General features: G+C 63.7%; 11 protein-coding genes. 4 read left to right on the top strand and 7 right to left on the bottom strand.

Features of this window, described 5'->3' with window-relative positions; translation table 11 throughout:
- Positions 1 to 200: 200 nt before the first annotated feature.
- Positions 201 to 3,272: an AAA family ATPase gene (locus BRA1417_RS0133300; RefSeq protein WP_035968979.1), complete on the top strand. Its 3,072-nt coding sequence runs from the start codon at positions 201 to 203 to the stop codon at positions 3,270 to 3,272.
- A 5-nt stretch (positions 3,273 to 3,277) separates the two neighbouring features.
- Here BRA1417_RS0133300 and BRA1417_RS0133295 read toward each other — a convergent pair whose 3' ends face one another.
- On the bottom strand, positions 3,278 to 4,372 hold the full coding sequence (locus BRA1417_RS0133295) for a catalase family protein (RefSeq protein ID WP_027519492.1): 1,095 nt from the start codon (positions 4,370 to 4,372) through the stop codon (positions 3,278 to 3,280).
- Positions 4,373 to 4,811: 439 nt separating this feature from the next.
- On the opposite strand from BRA1417_RS0133295, the gene BRA1417_RS0133290 reads away from it, so the two are divergent.
- From BRA1417_RS0133290 to BRA1417_RS0133280, 3 genes are all read left to right on the top strand, one after another.
- Positions 4,812 to 5,657, top strand: coding sequence for a CmcJ/NvfI family oxidoreductase (locus BRA1417_RS0133290; RefSeq protein WP_027519491.1), 846 nt, complete (start codon positions 4,812 to 4,814; stop codon positions 5,655 to 5,657).
- 102 nt (positions 5,658 to 5,759) lie between these two features.
- The gene (locus BRA1417_RS0133285; protein ID WP_027519490.1) at positions 5,760 to 6,071 is read left to right on the top strand and encodes a septal ring lytic transglycosylase RlpA family protein; all 312 of its coding nucleotides are present in this window, start codon (positions 5,760 to 5,762) and stop codon (positions 6,069 to 6,071) included.
- A 49-nt stretch (positions 6,072 to 6,120) separates the two neighbouring features.
- Positions 6,121 to 7,290, top strand: coding sequence for a Gfo/Idh/MocA family protein (locus BRA1417_RS0133280; protein ID WP_027519489.1), 1,170 nt, complete (start codon positions 6,121 to 6,123; stop codon positions 7,288 to 7,290).
- Between the two features lie 201 nt (positions 7,291 to 7,491).
- Here the strand turns inward: BRA1417_RS0133280 and BRA1417_RS0133275 are convergent, their stop codons facing one another.
- The 6 genes from BRA1417_RS0133275 to BRA1417_RS0133250 form a co-directional block, all read right to left on the bottom strand.
- On the bottom strand, positions 7,492 to 8,802 hold the full coding sequence (locus tag BRA1417_RS0133275) for an ABC transporter substrate-binding protein (RefSeq protein ID WP_027519488.1): 1,311 nt from the start codon (positions 8,800 to 8,802) through the stop codon (positions 7,492 to 7,494).
- 150 nt (positions 8,803 to 8,952) lie between these two features.
- Entirely contained in the window at positions 8,953 to 11,469 is a 2,517-nt protein-coding gene (gene uvrA / locus BRA1417_RS0133270; protein ID WP_027519487.1) for an excinuclease ABC subunit UvrA, read from the bottom strand.
- 174 nt (positions 11,470 to 11,643) lie between these two features.
- Positions 11,644 to 12,885, bottom strand: a complete 1,242-nt coding sequence (locus BRA1417_RS0133265; RefSeq protein WP_027519486.1) for an ABC transporter substrate-binding protein — start codon at positions 12,883 to 12,885, stop codon at positions 11,644 to 11,646.
- A 39-nt stretch (positions 12,886 to 12,924) separates the two neighbouring features.
- Complete coding sequence (locus BRA1417_RS0133260) at positions 12,925 to 14,406, bottom strand: ATP-binding cassette domain-containing protein (protein WP_027519485.1); 1,482 nt, start codon at positions 14,404 to 14,406, stop codon at positions 12,925 to 12,927.
- Complete coding sequence (locus BRA1417_RS0133255) at positions 14,406 to 15,332, bottom strand: branched-chain amino acid ABC transporter permease (protein WP_018457492.1); 927 nt, start codon at positions 15,330 to 15,332, stop codon at positions 14,406 to 14,408. The genes BRA1417_RS0133260 and BRA1417_RS0133255 overlap by 1 nt, the downstream gene beginning before the upstream one ends.
- A gap of 1 nt (position 15,333) precedes the next feature.
- Positions 15,334 to 16,209 (bottom strand): branched-chain amino acid ABC transporter permease, encoded by an 876-nt coding sequence (locus BRA1417_RS0133250; RefSeq protein WP_007601104.1) that lies wholly within the window; start codon positions 16,207 to 16,209, stop codon positions 15,334 to 15,336.
- Between the last annotated feature and the right edge of the window lie 55 nt (positions 16,210 to 16,264).

The following is a 16,264-nucleotide window of genomic DNA, read 5'->3' as shown; positions in this document are numbered from 1 at the left end:
CCAACTCCTTGCCAAAATTCAGGCATCGACTGCCTGTCGACTGAAATGACAGCGTGATGAAAAGACCGTCCGACGCCTGGCCGGCGTCTCTGAAATGGACAGGCCAATGCTAGTGCCGGCGCAGGGCGCAGGTCTTTATCGCGTCCTTACATTTGGCTGAGCTTTCCCTTAAGGTGGGGGAGCATCCGGGGGTCGGAGCCGTGCGTACAGACGCGCTTGCCTTTGGTGAATTCCGCCTCGACCGTGCCAACGCGCTATTGTGGCGAGGCGGGGAGCGGATCGCGCTGGCGCCGAAGCCGTTCGAGGTTCTTTGTCATCTTGTCGGTCGGCCCGGTGAGCTCGTCACCAAGGAAGAGTTGCTCGACGCGGTCTGGTCCGATCTGCACGTCAGCGAGTCGAGCCTCGCCGTTGCCGTGAACGCGCTACGCTCGGTGCTCGGCGACGACAGGCAGTCCCCCAATTACATCGAGACAGTCACGCGGCGCGGCTATCGCTTCATTGCGGCGGTCGCGACCGTCGAATTGCCTGCGATCGAGCGAGCGCCCGAACAGGAGGCGGCGTCCGCCACGGAGCAGGCCGTCGATCGACGCCGGCACTGGAGGGTCGGGCGCACCGGGGCACTCGATACGCTGGACAAGGCGTTGCAACTCGCGCGTACCGGACAGCGTCAGGTCGTCTTCATCACTGGCGAGGCCGGGATCGGCAAGACCACCCTCTTGCAAATGACGCTCGACAGGATGAACCAGCAGGGACTGGGCGTGCTGCACTGTAGCTGCAACGAGTTATTCGGCACCCATGAGGCCTTTCTTCCGCTGATCGGAGCGCTGAACGAGTGCTGCCGTCGAACCGATGGAGCATCGCTGCTGACGTCCATCCGCGAGCACGCCCCGACCTGGCTCGCACAAATGCCCGGATTCCTCGGCGAAGCAGAGCGGGCCGCGTTCCAGCATGAGGTCTTTGGCGCAACCCGGGAGCGCATGCTGCGCGAATTTGCCGATCTCATGGAACATCTCGCCGTCAGCCGACCATGGGTGATCATCCTGGAAGATCTGCATTGGAGCGACTTTGCCACCGTGGATGTGCTCTCCCGACTGGCGCGCCGGGATCGGAGGGCGGCAATCCTCGTGCTGGCCACGTATCGGCCGATGGAAGTCGCCGTCGGCGGACATCCTATCCGCGCCGTTCACCAGGACTTGCGGATTCACGGACACGCCACCGAGCTGGCGCTCGACCGATTGACCGGCACCGACGTCGAACGCTATCTGTCCCTGCGCTTCAACTCGGCCGATTTTGCCAGAGAGCTGGTCGAGCGCATCTTCGCGCGAACCGGCGGGCATCCTCTGTTCGTGTCGTCTCTGCTCGATCATCTCGTGGCGCAAGGCGCGCTGGTCGAGCACGAATTGGGCTGGCGGCTGGTCAGCGAAGACGCGGCCTCGCATGACAGCATGCCGCGCGATCTGGAAGGAATGATCAAGCAGCAGATCGATCACCTCACCGTGGACGAGCGCTGCCTGCTCGAGGTCGCCAGTGCGGCGGGAGCGGAGTTTTCCGCGCTCCATATCGCCGGTGTGCTCGACCGTCCCGTGCTGGATGTCGAGCAGATGTGCGAGGACCTGGCGCGGACTGATCGCGTCATCGTCGTTGCCGGCATGACCGAGTGGCCGAACGGAGGTGTCTCCGGTCGCTATGCGTTCCAGCACGCGCTTTACCAGGAGATCCTCTACCAGCGGCTCGCGCCGGCGCGCTGCGCGAAAACCCATGCGCTGCTTGGGGCGGGGCTCGAGCAGGGCTATGGGCCGCAGGCTGTGGAGCTCGCCGCCATTATTGCGCGCCACTTCGAACTAGGCCGGGATTTCCCGAAAGCGATGCATTATCTGGGCGCGGCGGCCGAGGGCTCGGCACGAAGGTTCAGCACGCGCGAGGCCGCCAATTACCTGTCCCGCGCTTTGGAGCTGGTGCCGCATCTGCCGCCGGAGTTTCGGGTGACGACACGTCTGAAGTTGCTGCTTCAGCGCGCCTGGGCCTGGCGGGCCAGTGGAGATTTCCTGAATTCGCTGCAGGATCTCAGCGCAGTCGTCGCGCACGCGGCGGAGAACGGGCACGTGCGCGAAGAGGTGAACGCGCTGGTCGATCTCAGCAGATTTTGTCTCTACGTCGATCGCCGCCAGAGCCTGCCTGTTGCGGAACAGGCGCTTGTCAAGAGCCGGGCGATCGACGACGCGGCGTTCAGCGCGCTGGTCCAGGGCAACGTTGCCAATTTGAAGCTGATGCTCCGCGGCTGGGATCGCGAGAATGCGGACCTTGCCGAGCGTGCGTCAGCACTGATCACCGGAGAGCAGGATCTGAGCATGCGGCTGCGACGCTGCTCGATGGAGATGGTGCTGGAATTCCTGCGCGCGAATTATCCGGCCTGCTGCGATGCGACGACCAGGGGAAAGGAACTCGCCCGCCTGGTCGGTGACGTCTATCTGTTCGTGCTCTATGAATCGGTCGAGGCCTTTGCCCAGATTTATCTCGGTGAATGGGGACGGGCGCAACGAAACGTCGTCTCCGCGTTGGCGATCTCGGAACGGAATGCAAATCCGCAGGCCGTCGCGCTATGTCATCTCACGATCGGATGGCTGTATTCCGAGGCGGAGGAATATGGCAGCGCGTCGCGGCGTGCGGAGGATGCGCTCGGCCCGATGATCGAGGCCAATCCGTTCACCTTCTTCGTCGGCAGGAACCTGCTGGCGCGAGCTTATGTCAGGATGGGCGACCTGCCTCGGGCGCGGCAGCATCTCGATGCGATGGAGCGGCGGATGGAGGTCGACCGGGTGCCGATGGAGTCGCTGGTCATCCCGCATTATCTGCTGACCTGCTGCGACTATTGGATCGCGATCGGCGATCTGGACCGCGCGCAAACATCGGCCAGCCAGTTTCACGAGGTGACGAGCGCGGCACCTGACCGGCCGTTTCTCGCCTTGTGCTACGAGGCCATGGCGAGAATTGCGATTCTGAAGCAGGATGCGCAACTCGCCGGCGGGCATTTGTCGGCGGCCATTTCGATCCTCCGCCATACCAGATTGCCGCACGCCGCCTGGCGCGTTTATCGCACGACGGCGGTGCTCTATGAGAGCCTTGGACAAGCGCACAGGGCTGCCAAGTGGCGGGACCGCTCCAGCCAGGTGATCTCATCGCTGGCAGAGACGCTTGATCCGGACGATCCGCTGCGCTCGGCATCCTTTTTCGACGCAGGCCGGGACACCGGGCCTCATCATAAGGGACGGTGATCGGCTCAATCCGGCAGGTCCGCGATCTCTCGCGGTTCGCTGGGCTGTTGCTTGACCCTGAATTGATTTTGCTGCTGCCGCAGCGTGCGGGAGGCACGGTAGGCATCCCTGCGCAATCGCATGATCGAGCCGAGCGGCTGATGCGCGGCGAGACATCGCCATGGATCGAACGAAAGCACCTCGTCGGAATAGAGGCGACGCGCGGGGCTGTCGGCGGTCTGGCGCGGAAGCGTGATCTTGCCGAGTGCTTGCGGCGGCGCGACGTCTTCGGGCCAGTCGATCGAGGCATCTTCGATCGGCGTTCGCTGCAGGTCGGTACAGAGCTGGGCAGACAGTTCGTACTCGGCTGCATTGTCCTTGAAGAAGGCAACGACGCTGTTCAGCACGGCATCATCGGAATCGTGACAGGGCTGGCCGGTGAGTTGGCGAACCGAGGCCGAGATCGGCACCAGCCGAAGCCTTGCGATATAATCGCCAAACCGCAATGCTCCCTCCGTGTGAAAGGTTTCTCCGAGGATGTTGCTGCCGGCATCACCGAGCGCTTTCAAGACGATCGGGATCGGAATGCCCGTTCTGTCCGATGCGGCGACCAGGACGCGCGCCAAAAAGCCTATGAGTCCGTACGCCAGATCAGGCAGGAACAGGTTGCGCTCGACCTGGTGCTGTGCGCGCATATAGGCCATCGCATCCGCGAAATAGCTGGGGTGATTGACGAGCAGGAGATCCTGGTTCGTCGTATCGTCGTCGCCGAGCGCCTTAGCCCCAGTCACGCCCAGGACCTTGATGGCAAACCCCCGTGGCGAACGGATGCGATCGCTCCTGTTGAATGCGGTGGATAGGCGGACGATGATCGGGAAGTGGCCAGCCTGCTTGAACAGGCCCTGGCGCAGATGATCCGGCAAATCCTCGTAGACGATCAGTTCGCCCCGGAGATAGCCGGCGCCCTTGGCGTGCTGCTGCCGGGTCCCGTGCTTGTCTTTGCGAAAAGTGAGATCGCTCGTTCGCGAAATCGAGGCAACGATCTCCTCGACGGCCGCCGCTTCCTCCGGCCGGATCTGTTCGACGGACGGATCGTAACGAAGATACTGATCGGCTGACATGGCGCTGATCTCCAGCCCGAAGGTCGCCTTCCCATCGCGAGCGTCGACGGCCGCAGGGCGGATCACTGTAAGCCCGTCCAGTCGAGATCGGCAACCCGAGAGCGAGTTGTGATTGCCTGGACAAGCCGTGGGATGGGGCATCCTGTTACCGACGCGATCACAGGGTCGATGCTAGGCCAGCGGCGGCTCGTAAGTCCTTATGGGCTCCTTATGTTGTCCTGATGTTTTCCTTAAGGCCGGGTCCGGGCACGAGATCTCACAAGCCTCTCAAGCACCCGTGAAGCGGACAGAGCGAATTCCAACCCGACAGGATTTTGCGAAACGTTCGTTCTGCGTTTCATGCCAACGGCAACACCGACATTGCTATTTGCACCACCTCCCTTGCGTCACGCCCGGTCTCTTCAAAAATCATCCCGACGACCACATCGGGAGACCGGCCATGGGCCTGCAAGAAACAAAAATCGAATCGCTTCCCTTCGTCACCGCTGAACTCAACTATCTCGCGCCCGTTTCCGGCAAGCCGCGCACCTATGCCTTCGATCCACCACCTGGCGAGCCCAAGAGCACGTCGCTTCCGGAGCCCCATCAGGTTCCGATCTTCGATGCGCGGCTGATCGCGCAAAATTTCTCGCTCGATCGCGAAGGCTTTGCGCTGGTGCGGCATCCAACCCAGGTCAAGGACTTCAGCAACGACAAAGAGGTGAGGGCGGTCTACTATCCCGCCGTCGAGGCCTTCCTGCGCGCAACACTGAAAGCCGACCGCGTCGTCATCTTCGATCATACCGTGCGCCGGCGTGTCGAGGGGGCCGCGGATATTCGCGACGGTGGCCCGCGTCAGCCGGCAACGCGCGTTCATGTCGACCAGACCGCCGTCTCAGGCGCCAATCGCGTGCGCGAGCATCTGCCCGATGAGGCCGAGGAGTTGCTGGAGGGCCGCGTCCAGGTGATCAATCTGTGGCGGCCGATCCGCGGTCCCTTGCGCGACTCGCCGCTGGCGATGGCCGACGGCACAACGGTCGCGCCCGACGATCTCGTCGCCTCCGACCTGATCTATCCCAACCGTCGCGGCGAGACCTATTCGGTGAAATACAATCCAAACCATCGCTGGTTCTATTTCCCCGAGATGACGGCCGACGAAGCGCTGCTGCTCAAGTGCTACGATTCCGCAACCGATGGCCGCACGCGCTTCGGGCCGCACACCGCGTTCGTCGATCCGACCACGCCGGCCGACGCGGCGCCGCGTGAGAGCATCGAAGTCCGCACCTTGGTGTTCCACAAACAGTAACAAACTGTGATGGCACTGCCGGGTATTGCCCGGCAGTGGCCGAGGAACCTGCGGGAACCAACAAACGTTTGCGCCCGGGGCAGGCCAACCCGGAGCGGTGCCGTGCGAGCGCAGACCACGCTATTTTCTTGCCTTGCCACCTTCTCGCTTTCATCTTTTTCTGCCGCCCACGCCGAAAGCGGGCTTGCCTCCTATTACGGATACGGAAAAGCGGGGAAGGGCGAGCTGACCTGCGCGCACCGGACGCGCCCGTTCGGAAGCGTGCTGAGAGTGTCCTACGGCAGCCGCTCGATTCAATGCCGGGTCAACGATCGCGGCCCCTTCATCCGCGGCCGGATCGTCGATCTCTCGGTGCCGGCTGCCAAGGCGCTGGGCATGATGAGCGCCGGCGTGGTGCGGGTCTCGGTGGAATAGACCTGCCAGCGCGCTATAGTGCCGCCCAAAGCATGGGTCAGGGGGCGCTATGGCCAGGATCAGGGTGGGACTCGTCGGCTGCGGCTTCGTGTCGGAGCTGCATATGTATGCGTTCCGGCGCGTCTACGGCGTGGATGTCGAGGTCGCGGCGGTCGCTGCGCGCGGCGACCACGTCGTCGAATTCGCCGGGCGCCACCAGATCCCGCGGGTCTATCGCAACTTCGCCGAGTTGATCGCAGACCGCGAGCTCGATGTCATCGACATCTGCACGCCGCCCAATCTGCATGCCGAGATGATCGTCGCGGCCATGCAGGCCGGCAAGCACGTGATCTGCGAAAAGCCGTTCGCCGGCTATTTCGGCCGCGACGGCGACCGGCAGCCGATCGGCAAGCATGTGCCGAAGGCGCTGATGTATGAGCGCGTGCTGGAGGAGATGGATGCCACGCGCGCCGCGATCGAACGCACCGGAAAGCTCTTCATGTATGCCGAGGACTGGATCTACGCGCCGGCCGTGACCAAGACCGCGGAGATCATCAAGGCGACGAAAGACAAAATCCTGTTCATGAAGGGCGAGGAGAGCCATTCCGGCTCGCATGCGACCCATGCCGCGCAATGGGCGATGACCGGCGGCGGCTCGCTGATCCGGATGGGCTGCCATCCGCTTTCCGCCGTACTCTATCTCAAGCAGGTCGAGGCCAAGGCGCGCGGCGAGATCATCCGCGTCGCCAGCGTCACCGGCGATGTCGGTAACGTCACGGCCGTCCTTAAGCCGGAGGAGCGTACCTATATCAAGGCAAATCCTGTCGACGTCGAGGATTGGGGCACGCTGACCGCGACGTTTTCGGATGGCACCAAGGCCACCGTGTTCTCCGGCGACATGATCATGGGCGGCGTGCGCAATCTGATCGAGACCTACACGTCAGGCGGCTCGCTGTTCGCCAACATCACGCCGAACAATCATCTGATGAGCTACCAGACCTCAGAGGAGAAGCTCGCCTCCGTCTACATCACCGAGAAGGTCGACCGCAAAACCGGCTGGCAATATGTCTGCCTCGAAGAGGAGTGGACGCGCGGCTATCTCCAGGAGATCCAGGATTTCATGGAATGCGCCGCGACGGGACGGCAGCCGCTGTCGGACCTCGCGCTGGCGTATGAGACGATCAAGGTGAACTACGCAGGCTATTGGGCGGCGGAGGAGGGACGGCGGGTGGTGTTGTAGGGGGCGGCGAGAGGAGAGCAGTCACCGCAGCGGGACTGTGCTCCCTCGCCCCGCTTGCGGGGAGAGGGTTGGGGTGAGGGGGAGTCTCCGCGGGGACGGTGACAGAGGAGTTCTCGGAGACTCCCCTTCACCCGGAATCCGCGCTTTCAGCGCGTATTCCGGCCTCTTCCCGCAAGCGGGGACAGGCGAAGAACGATCGCCTCACGCTCCGTAGGTCGATCCCTTCGGTAGCGGAAACACCGGGTCCCGTGTCCGGATGTTCGTCGGCCACACCACCGAGATGTGCTCGCCCGCGTTCTGCATCACCACCGGGGTCGAGCGCTCGTTCTGGCCCGACATCGGCGTGCCCGGCGGGAAGAATTTCACGCCATAGCCCTGGATGGTGCCGCCGGCGGGAATGTCGACGTCGAGCGCGGCCTTGCGAATGGCCTCGGGCTCGAAGCTGCCATACTTCTCCTTGGCGACCGGCAGCACGTTGTTGAGCAAGATCCATGTCTGGTTGAAGCCCATCGAGCAGTGCGGCGGCACGTCGGTGGCGCCGGTCTTGGCCTGGTAGCGCGAGACCATGGTCTTTGTGAGATCGCCGATTCCCGGCGCGAGCTTCGCCGCATCGAGCAGTTGCGCCGGCACCGGATCGATGTTGCAGAAGTTATCGATGTCGGGGCCGAAGGTCGCGCGCAGCTTGTCGAGCTGGCTGTAGCCGGCGCCCGCGCCGAACAGCATCTTGAAGCGCAGGCCGCTCTCGCGGGCCTGACGCAGGAACAAGGTGATGTCGGGATTGTAGCCGGCGTGCGAGATCACATCGACCTTGGCGCGCTTGAGCTTGGTCACGAGCACCGAGAGATCGGGCGCGGACGCCGAATAGCCTTCGCGCATGACTACCTGGATGCCCGCCTGCTTGGCATAGGCCTCGTCGGCCGCCGCGACGCCGACGCCGTAAGGGCCGTCCTCGTGGATCAGCGCAACCTTGACGTCCTTCGGGTCCATGCCGAGCTTGCCTTGCGCGTGCTCGGCGACGAAGCCCGCAAAGGCCTGGCCGTACTGATCGGAATGGATCTGCGCGCGAAACACGTATTGCAGGTTCTTGTCCTTGAACACGGCGGTCGAGACCGCGGTCGTGATCCAGAGGATCTTCTTCTGCTGCTCGACCTTCGCCGCCATCGGCACCGCATGCGCGCTGGAATAGACGCCGTTGATGATGTCGATCTTTTCCTGGCTGATCAGCCGCTCGGCCTCGTTGATGGCCACGTCCGCCTTGCTCTGCGAGTCCGCCGCGACCGGCACGATCTTGGTCTTGCCGCCGATGCCGCCCTTTTCGTTGACGAGGTCGATCGCGATCTGCGCGCCGACCGAGGAGGCGACCGAGCCGCCAGCGGCGAACGGACCGGTGAGGTCGTAGATCAGGCCGATGCGTAAATTTTCGGCTTGTGCCTGGGCTCGTGTCCAATCGAGGCTGAGTGCGGCGGCGGCAGCCGCCGAGCTCTTCAGCAGCTGCCTGCGTGAAGTCGGCATCCTATCCTCCCTCAAAATCGTCTTATGATTTGGTCTTGTTGTTCTTTTTCAAAGTATGGGGAGCGGGGCGGCGGAAAGTCAACATGGCGAAAGTCGGGGTCCGGTCTCCGCGACGCAGAACGCAATTGCGAAAGGGTGACGAGACCCGCGCTATTGTTTCAAGCGACGGGCGAGATAGCCGGCGGTCTTCCCGCCGGCGACGGCGACCTCTCGCGGCGTCCCCGACGCCACGATGCGGCCGCCTTCGTCGCCGGCGCCTGGACCGAGATCGATGATCCAGTCGCTGTGAGAGACGACATCCATGTCATGCTCCACCACGACCACGCTGTTGCCGGCATCCACGATGCGCTCGAGCTGGGCGATCAACCGCTCGACATCCTTGGGATGAAGACCGGTGGTCGGCTCGTCCAGGACATAGAGCGTGTGACCGCGTTGCGGTCGCATCAGCTCGGTCGCAAGCTTGATGCGCTGGGCTTCCCCGCCCGACAATTCGGTGGCGGACTGACCGAGGCGGATATAGCCGAGCCCGACTTCGCGGACGACCGATAGCGACCGGTTCAGCGTGGCATCGTCACGGAAGAATGCGAAGGCTTCGTCGACGCGCATCGCCAGCACATCCGCGATGGATTTTCCGCGGACCGTCACCTCCAGCGTCTTGTCATTGTAGCGCGCGCCCTTGCAGCTCGGGCAGGGCGCATAGACGCTGGGCAGGAACAGCAGCTCGACGCAGACAAATCCTTCGCCTTCGCAGGTGCTGCATCGTCCTTTCGCGACATTGAAGGAAAAGCGCCCGGCATCGTAGCGGCGGGATTTTGCCTGCGGCGTCGCGGCGAACAGCTTCCGCACATGGTCGAACAGGCCGGTATAGGTCGCAAGGTTGGATCGTGGCGTGCGGCCGATCGGCTTCTGATCCACCACGACGAGGCGATCGATCTGGTCGAGGCCGGCGACAATCTCGCCACCCAATGTCTCGATCGCGGGTGCTGCCAGGCTGTCGTCGTCCGCTTCCGCGGCCCGGGTATGGCCGAGATGCTCCGCCACGGCATCGACGAGGAATTGACTGATCAGGCTCGATTTGCCGGAGCCCGACACGCCGGTCACGCTGGCGAGAATCCCGAGCGGGATATCCACATTGAGGCCGCACAGATTGTTTCGGGTCACCCCCCGGATCTTCAGGTGCCCGTTCGGCTCGCGGCGAACCGTGGGCAGCGGCTTTCGTGGATGCGCGAGATAATGGGCGGTTCGGGATTGCGCGACCTGACCGAGCCCTGCGGGCGGTCCACTATAGAGAATGAGTCCCCCGCCTTCGCCGGCATCAGGCCCGACATCCACCAGCCAGTCGGCATGCCTGATCACCTCGATCTCGTGCTCGACCACGAAGATCGAATTGCCCGCGTGCTTCAGCCGGTCCAGCGCCCGCAGCAGCGCCTCGGTGTCGGCGGGATGCAGACCTGCCGACGGTTCGTCGAGCACGTAGACGACGCCGAACAGGTTGGAGCGAACCTGTGTCGCAAGTCGTAGCCGCTGCAACTCGCCCGGCGACAGCGTCGGCGTACTGCGCTCGCAAGCGAGATAGCCGAGGCCGAGATCGAGCAGGACGGCCAATCGCGCGGACAGATCCTCGCAGATCCGCCTGGCGACGATGGTCTTCTCCGGTGCGCCGACCGTCGAAGCCTTTGCGAAAGGCTTCATCACCTCCTGCAGCTTCTTGAGCGGCAGATGAGACATCTCGGCGATATCAAGACCGGCGAACTTGACCTTGAGCGCCTCGGGCTTCAATCGCGTGCCGTGGCAGATCGGGCAGTCCTGGGTGATCATGAATTGCGCGACGCGGCGCTTCATCATCGCACTCTCGGACTTGGCATAGGTCTGCATCACGTAGCGCTTGGCGCCGGTGAACGTGCCCTGATAGCTCGGCTCCTCCTTGCGGCGCAGGGCTCGTTTGACTTCTGCCGCAGTGTAACCGGCATAGACCGGAACGGTCGGCTGCTCCTCCGTGAACAGGATCCAGTCGCGGTCCTTCCTGGGCAGCTCACGCCAAGGCTTGTCCACGTCGTAGCCCAGCGTGGTCAGGATGTCCCGGAGGTTCTGTCCCTGCCAGGCACTCGGCCAGGCCGCGACGGCGCGCTCGCGAATGGTGAGGGTGTCGTCGGGCACCATGGAGTTTTCGGTGACGTCGAGCATCCTGCCGATGCCGTGACAGGTCGGGCAGGCGCCTTCCGGCGTGTTCGGCGAGAACGATTCCGCGTAGAGCATCTTTTGTCCGCGCGGGTAATCGCCGGCACGGGAATAGAGCATCCTGAGCAGGTTCGAGATGGTGGTCACGCTGCCGACGGACGACCTGGTCGTCGGCGCGCCGCGCTGCTGCTGGAGCGCTACGGCGGGCGGCAGGCCTTCGATGTCGTCGACCTCAGGGATCTGCATCTGGTGGAAGAGACGGCGCGCGTAAGGCGACACCGATTCCAGATATCGCCGTTGCGCCTCGGCGTAGATCGTCCCAAAGGCGAGCGAGGATTTTCCGGAGCCCGACACGCCGGTGAACACGACGAGGGCGTTGCGCGGAATACTGACGTCGACGTTCCTGAGATTGTGCTCACGCGCGCCGCGCACGCGAACGAAGCCGTCGTCCTGCATCAGGCCATCGGGTCGTCTTGGTCGGTCGTCCATCTGGCTGCTCCGGCCCACGCATGGGAGGTTAACGGCAGGATCGCAGGATGGGTCCACGGATGACAGCGTACCAGTGGCGTTCTGCACAAAACAAAGGCCCGTCGCGGCTGGAGCGACGGGCCTTGCAAAGGCGATGGGGCGCTCGGTACCGAGCCCGGTGCCCAGTCTGGCGTATTACTGCGACAGCTTCACGAAGCTCGGAAACTTCAGCTTGCCTTCCGCGATCTTCTCGGGCCAGACCACGACCTGCTTCGAGTCCTGCCACTGGAAGACCAGACCGGATACGGTCGTCGGACCGGACTTGATGCCGTGGGTGAACTCGTCGTCCTTGCCGTAGAACTGGATGCGGCCGATCGTGCCCTCGTAGTCGGTCTTTTCGAGTTCAGCGACCATCTTGTCCGGATCGGTCGAGCCCGCGCGCTTGATCGCCTCGGTGATGAAATAGACCTCGTCATAGGCGGTGTAGCCGGTATAGGCCGGCGGCGAGCCGAACTTGGCCTTGAACGCCGCCGCGAACGGTTTCGTCTTGGAGGTCACGGCGACGTCGGGCGTTGCGACCGCCAGCGACGGGACGCCGTCGGCGGCGCCATTGGTGTCTTTCCAGAAGGTCGGGCTCAGCGCCTGCGCGCTGATGCCGAACATCGGGATCGGCACTTGCTGGTTCTTCCACTGCACCGTCGGCTGCACGCCGACATGCGAGATGCCGGTGACGATCACGTCAGGCTTCTTGCCCTCGATATTGTTGAAGATCGGCGTGAAGTCGGTGGTGTCAGGCGAGAACCGCACATGCTCGACGACCTTGAGGCCCGCTTTCGGAAGGCAGGCCTCGTAGCCGACGTCGAGCGGCTTGGTCCAGGCGGCGTCCTCGCTCATGATCGCGACCGTCTTGAACTTGAGCTTGTCGACCAGCAGATCCTTGGCGGCGTCGCAGACGAGCTGCGCTTGCGCGGCCGAAGTCAGATAGCCGTGGAAGGTGTACTTGTTCTTCTCGTAGTCGTTATGGATCGCCTTGGTGATCTCGTTCGATGCCGCGCCGGGGGTGATCAGCGGCATCTTCAGCCGCGCCGCCCAGGGCTCGAGCGCCAGCACGACCTCGCTGATATAGCTTGCGATCACGGCGGAGACCTTGTCCTCGCTCACCGCGCGCTGGAACGCGCGCACCGAGTCTGCCGAGGAGCTCTTATTGTCGTAGGTCACGATCTCGATCTTGCGGCCGAGAATGCCACCCTTGGCGTTGATCTCGTCGGCGGCGATCTGCGCGCCGCCGGGCGTCGCGGCGCCAGCGATCGACTGCACTTCGGCGATGACGCCGATCTTGATCGGCTCGTTCGACTGCGCGTAGGCGGGAGCGGCAAGGCATAGCGCCAGCGCGGAGGCGAGGAGAAAGCTGCTGCTCAAATTCATCAATGGTCGCATGGTCGTTTCCCTTTGCTTGTTTTTGTTGATGTTGATGACTTACAGAAAATCGGCGCCAGCCTCCGCGGCGAAGCGGCCGGGATCGCCCTCCCAGACGATCCTTGCATGTTCGAGCACATAGACGCGGTCGGCATGCGGCAGCGCGAAGGTCACGTTCTGCTCGCCGAGCAGCACCGTGATCGACGTCGTCTGCCGCAGCCTCGTTAGGGCCTTGGACAAGAGCTCGAGGATGACGGGGGCGAGGCCCAGCGTCGGCTCGTCCAGGATCAGGATCTGCGGCTGCATCATCAGCGCGCGGCCGATCGCCAGCATCTGCTGCTCGCCGCCGGAGAGCGTTTGCGCCATCTGGCCCTGACGCTCCTTCAGGATCGGGAACAGCTCGAACAGCCAGGCGAGCTGTGTCGCGCGCTTGTCGTCGGCCAGATGTTGCCCGCCGAGATCGAGGTTTTCGCGCACCGACATCTCGCCGAACAGCTCGCGCGATTCCGGGCACTGCACGAGGCCGCTGCGGGCAATCTTGGCCGGCGTCGTGCCGCGCAGCTTCTCGCCGTTGCGCACGATCTCGCCGCTATAAGGCAGGAAGCCGGAGATGGTGTTGAACAACGTGGTCTTGCCGGCGCCGTTGAGGCCGACGATCGAGACGAATTCGCCCTCGTGGACGTGGATCGAGACGTTCTCCAGCGCCTGCGCCTTGCCGTAGAACACGCTGACATTCTCGACCTGGAGCAGCGGCACCTTGTCCTTGAAGCTGGTCTCGGGCCGCGCATGGGTCTCGATGGCGCCGCCGAGATAGACCCGCCGCACCGTCTCGTTCTTCATGACGTCATCGGCCTTGCCGGTGACGATCTCCTCGCCGAGATACATCGCGAGCACGCGGTCGACCAGCGCCGCGACGCTCTTGACGTTGTGGTCGACCAGCATCACCGCGCGGCCCTCGTCGCGAAAACTGCGGATCAGGTCGGAGAAGATTTCGACCTCCGCTCGCGTCAGCCCGGCAAAGGGCTCGTCCACCAGCACCACCTTGGGGTCACGCGCGATCGCCTTTGCCAGCTCGAGCCGGCGCAGGTCGGCGAAGGGCAGCGTTGGCGGGCGGCGGTTCATCACGTTGCCGAGGCCGACGCGGTCGGCGATCCATTTGGCGCGCTCGACCAGCGCCTTGTCCGGAAACAGCATGAACAGGCTGTCCGGCAGCAGCGCGACCATGATGTTCTCCAGCACGGTCTGCCGGTTCAGCGGCCGCGAATGCTGGAACACCATGCCAAAGCCTTTGCGCGCGATCTTGTGCGCGGGAAGACCGGCGACGTCCTCGCCCTCGAAGATCACTTCGCCTGATGTCGGGCGCTCGATGCCCATCACGCTCTTCATCGCGGTCGACTTGCCCGAGCCGTTCGGCCCGATCAGCCCAAAGATCTCGCCGCTATTGACCTCGAAGCCGAGGTTCTTCACGGCCGTCAATCCGCCGAAGCGCTTGGTCAGGCCGCGGACTTCGAGCACGGCCCGGTTTGAAGATCGCATATCCATCACGAGCGCGCCTCACGCGAGAGGGCCGCTCCGAGGAAGCCGCCGGGGAAGAACAGCACGACGAGCAGAGCGACGGCCGAAACGATGAAGGTCGCAAGCTCGCCGGTCGGGCGCAGGAACTCGCCGGCCACGATCAGGAAGATCGCGCCCAGCGCCGCGCCAAGCACGGTACGCCGGCCGCCGAGCACGGCGGAGACGATCACGTTGACGCCGACCGCGACGTCGACGACGGTGCCGACTGAGGCGGTACCGAAATAGAATACCAGCAGCGCCCCCGATAACCCTGAGAAGAACGCGCTGACGATGAAGGCGGCGAGCTTGTGCTTGACGATGTTGAAGCCGAGCGCGCCGGCCTGCACCGGATCCTGGCCGCTGGCTTGCAGCACCAGGCCAACAGGCGATTGCGACAGGCCATAAAGAATGGCCGCCGAGATCGTCATGAAGCCGAGCGCGATCCAGTAGTTGACACCGGCATTGATGGAGATGACGTCGGGAATGGTCAGCCCGATCTCGCCGCCGGTGAGGTCGGCAAACACCACGATGAAATTCTGCAGCATCAACACCGCGACCAGCGTGGTCAGGCCGAAATACGGTCCGCGCACCCGGAGCGCCGGCAGCGCCAGCACCAGGCCGGCGATGACTGAGGCGAGCGCGCCGAGCACGATGCAAGCGTAAACCGACCAGCCGAACTGGGCATTCAGGATGCCGGCGGTGTAGGCGCCGACGCCGATCAGGAAGGTCGGCCCGAAATTGACTTCGCCGGCGAAGCCGAACAGCAGGTCCCACGCCATCGCGAACACGCCGAAATAGAAGGCGACGGTGAGAAGCCCGAGTACGTAGCCGGAGACGTAGAGCGGCAGCGTTGCCGCGATAACGACGAGCGCGAACGAGATGAAGAACAGGCGTGTCGTAAAGAAGCTGGCCATCTCAGCGCCTCCCCAGAAGGCCCTGGGGCCGGATGTACATCACGAACACGAGCAGCAGCAGCGCCGGAATGGTGCGGTAGGCCGGCGAGACCAGATAAGCCGTGAGCGTTTCGAGATAGCCGACCACGAAGGCCGCGATCAGCGAGCCGGAGACGCTGCCGAGGCCGCCGAGCACGACGATCGAGAACGCACTCGCGGTCAGCGGTCCGACGCTGTAGGAGCTGACCCCGAGGAACATTCCGAGCAGCACGCCGGCGATGCCGGCGAGAATGCCGTAGATCGCCCACACCACGACGTAGATGTTGGTGAGCTCGAGGCCGAGCAGGGTGACGCCGCGCGGGTTCATCGAGGCCGCCAGCACCGCCTTGCCGGTGCGGGTGCGGTTCACCAGGAGCCACAACAGCGCGATGACGAAGCAGCACACGATCGCGGTAAAGATCTCGTTGCTGGGCGTGCGGACGCCGAGAATCTCGACCACGCCCTCGACGATGGGCAGCACGGTTTTGGCGTTGTTGGTGAAGAAATAAGCGATCACCTCCTGGATCATGATCCCCCACAGCAGCGTACCGGTGAGGACGAAGATCTCCTTCTCTTCATTCGGGATGCGCCGGGAGTCCTGGATCGGCTTCACCACCGCGAAATAGGTCGCAAAGGAGGTGAGGAGAGCGACACCGACGCCGATCAGTGCGCCGGCATAGGTGCCGACATTCAGGATGCTGGCGGCGGCCCAGGCCGCCACCGCTGCCGCCACCATGATGGCCCCGTGGGAGAGGTTGAGGACGCCGGACACGCCGAAGATCAGCGTGAAGCCGGTGGCACCGAGAGCATAGAGAGCGCTGATGGCAAAGCCATCGATCAGAATCTGGAAAGCACGCATCTAGGATTGGCAATCTGATTTATGAGAGACGATGTTGCTGGAGCAACGTGCTGCG

The organism is Bradyrhizobium sp. WSM1417, assembly GCF_000515415.1.
In the GTDB taxonomy this organism is placed as follows: domain Bacteria; phylum Pseudomonadota; class Alphaproteobacteria; order Rhizobiales; family Xanthobacteraceae; genus Bradyrhizobium.
This window is presented reverse-complemented; position numbering and strand designations above follow the sequence as displayed.

Coding starts and splice junctions, on each gene's coding strand:
- BRA1417_RS0133295 (WP_027519492.1), bottom strand. CDS start 4,372: ATGTCAGCCGATCAGTATCTTCGTTACGATCCGTCCGTCGAACAGATC.
- BRA1417_RS0133290 (WP_027519491.1), top strand. CDS start 4,812: ATGGGCCTGCAAGAAACAAAAATCGAATCGCTTCCCTTCGTCACCGCT.
- BRA1417_RS0133280 (WP_027519489.1), top strand. CDS start 6,121: ATGGCCAGGATCAGGGTGGGACTCGTCGGCTGCGGCTTCGTGTCGGAG.
- BRA1417_RS0133275 (WP_027519488.1), bottom strand. CDS start 8,802: ATGCCGACTTCACGCAGGCAGCTGCTGAAGAGCTCGGCGGCTGCCGCC.
- uvrA (WP_027519487.1), bottom strand. CDS start 11,469: ATGGACGACCGACCAAGACGACCCGATGGCCTGATGCAGGACGACGGC.
- BRA1417_RS0133265 (WP_027519486.1), bottom strand. CDS start 12,885: ATGCGACCATTGATGAATTTGAGCAGCAGCTTTCTCCTCGCCTCCGCG.
- BRA1417_RS0133260 (WP_027519485.1), bottom strand. CDS start 14,406: ATGGATATGCGATCTTCAAACCGGGCCGTGCTCGAAGTCCGCGGCCTG.
- BRA1417_RS0133255 (WP_018457492.1), bottom strand. CDS start 15,332: ATGGCCAGCTTCTTTACGACACGCCTGTTCTTCATCTCGTTCGCGCTC.
- BRA1417_RS0133250 (WP_007601104.1), bottom strand. CDS start 16,209: ATGCGTGCTTTCCAGATTCTGATCGATGGCTTTGCCATCAGCGCTCTC.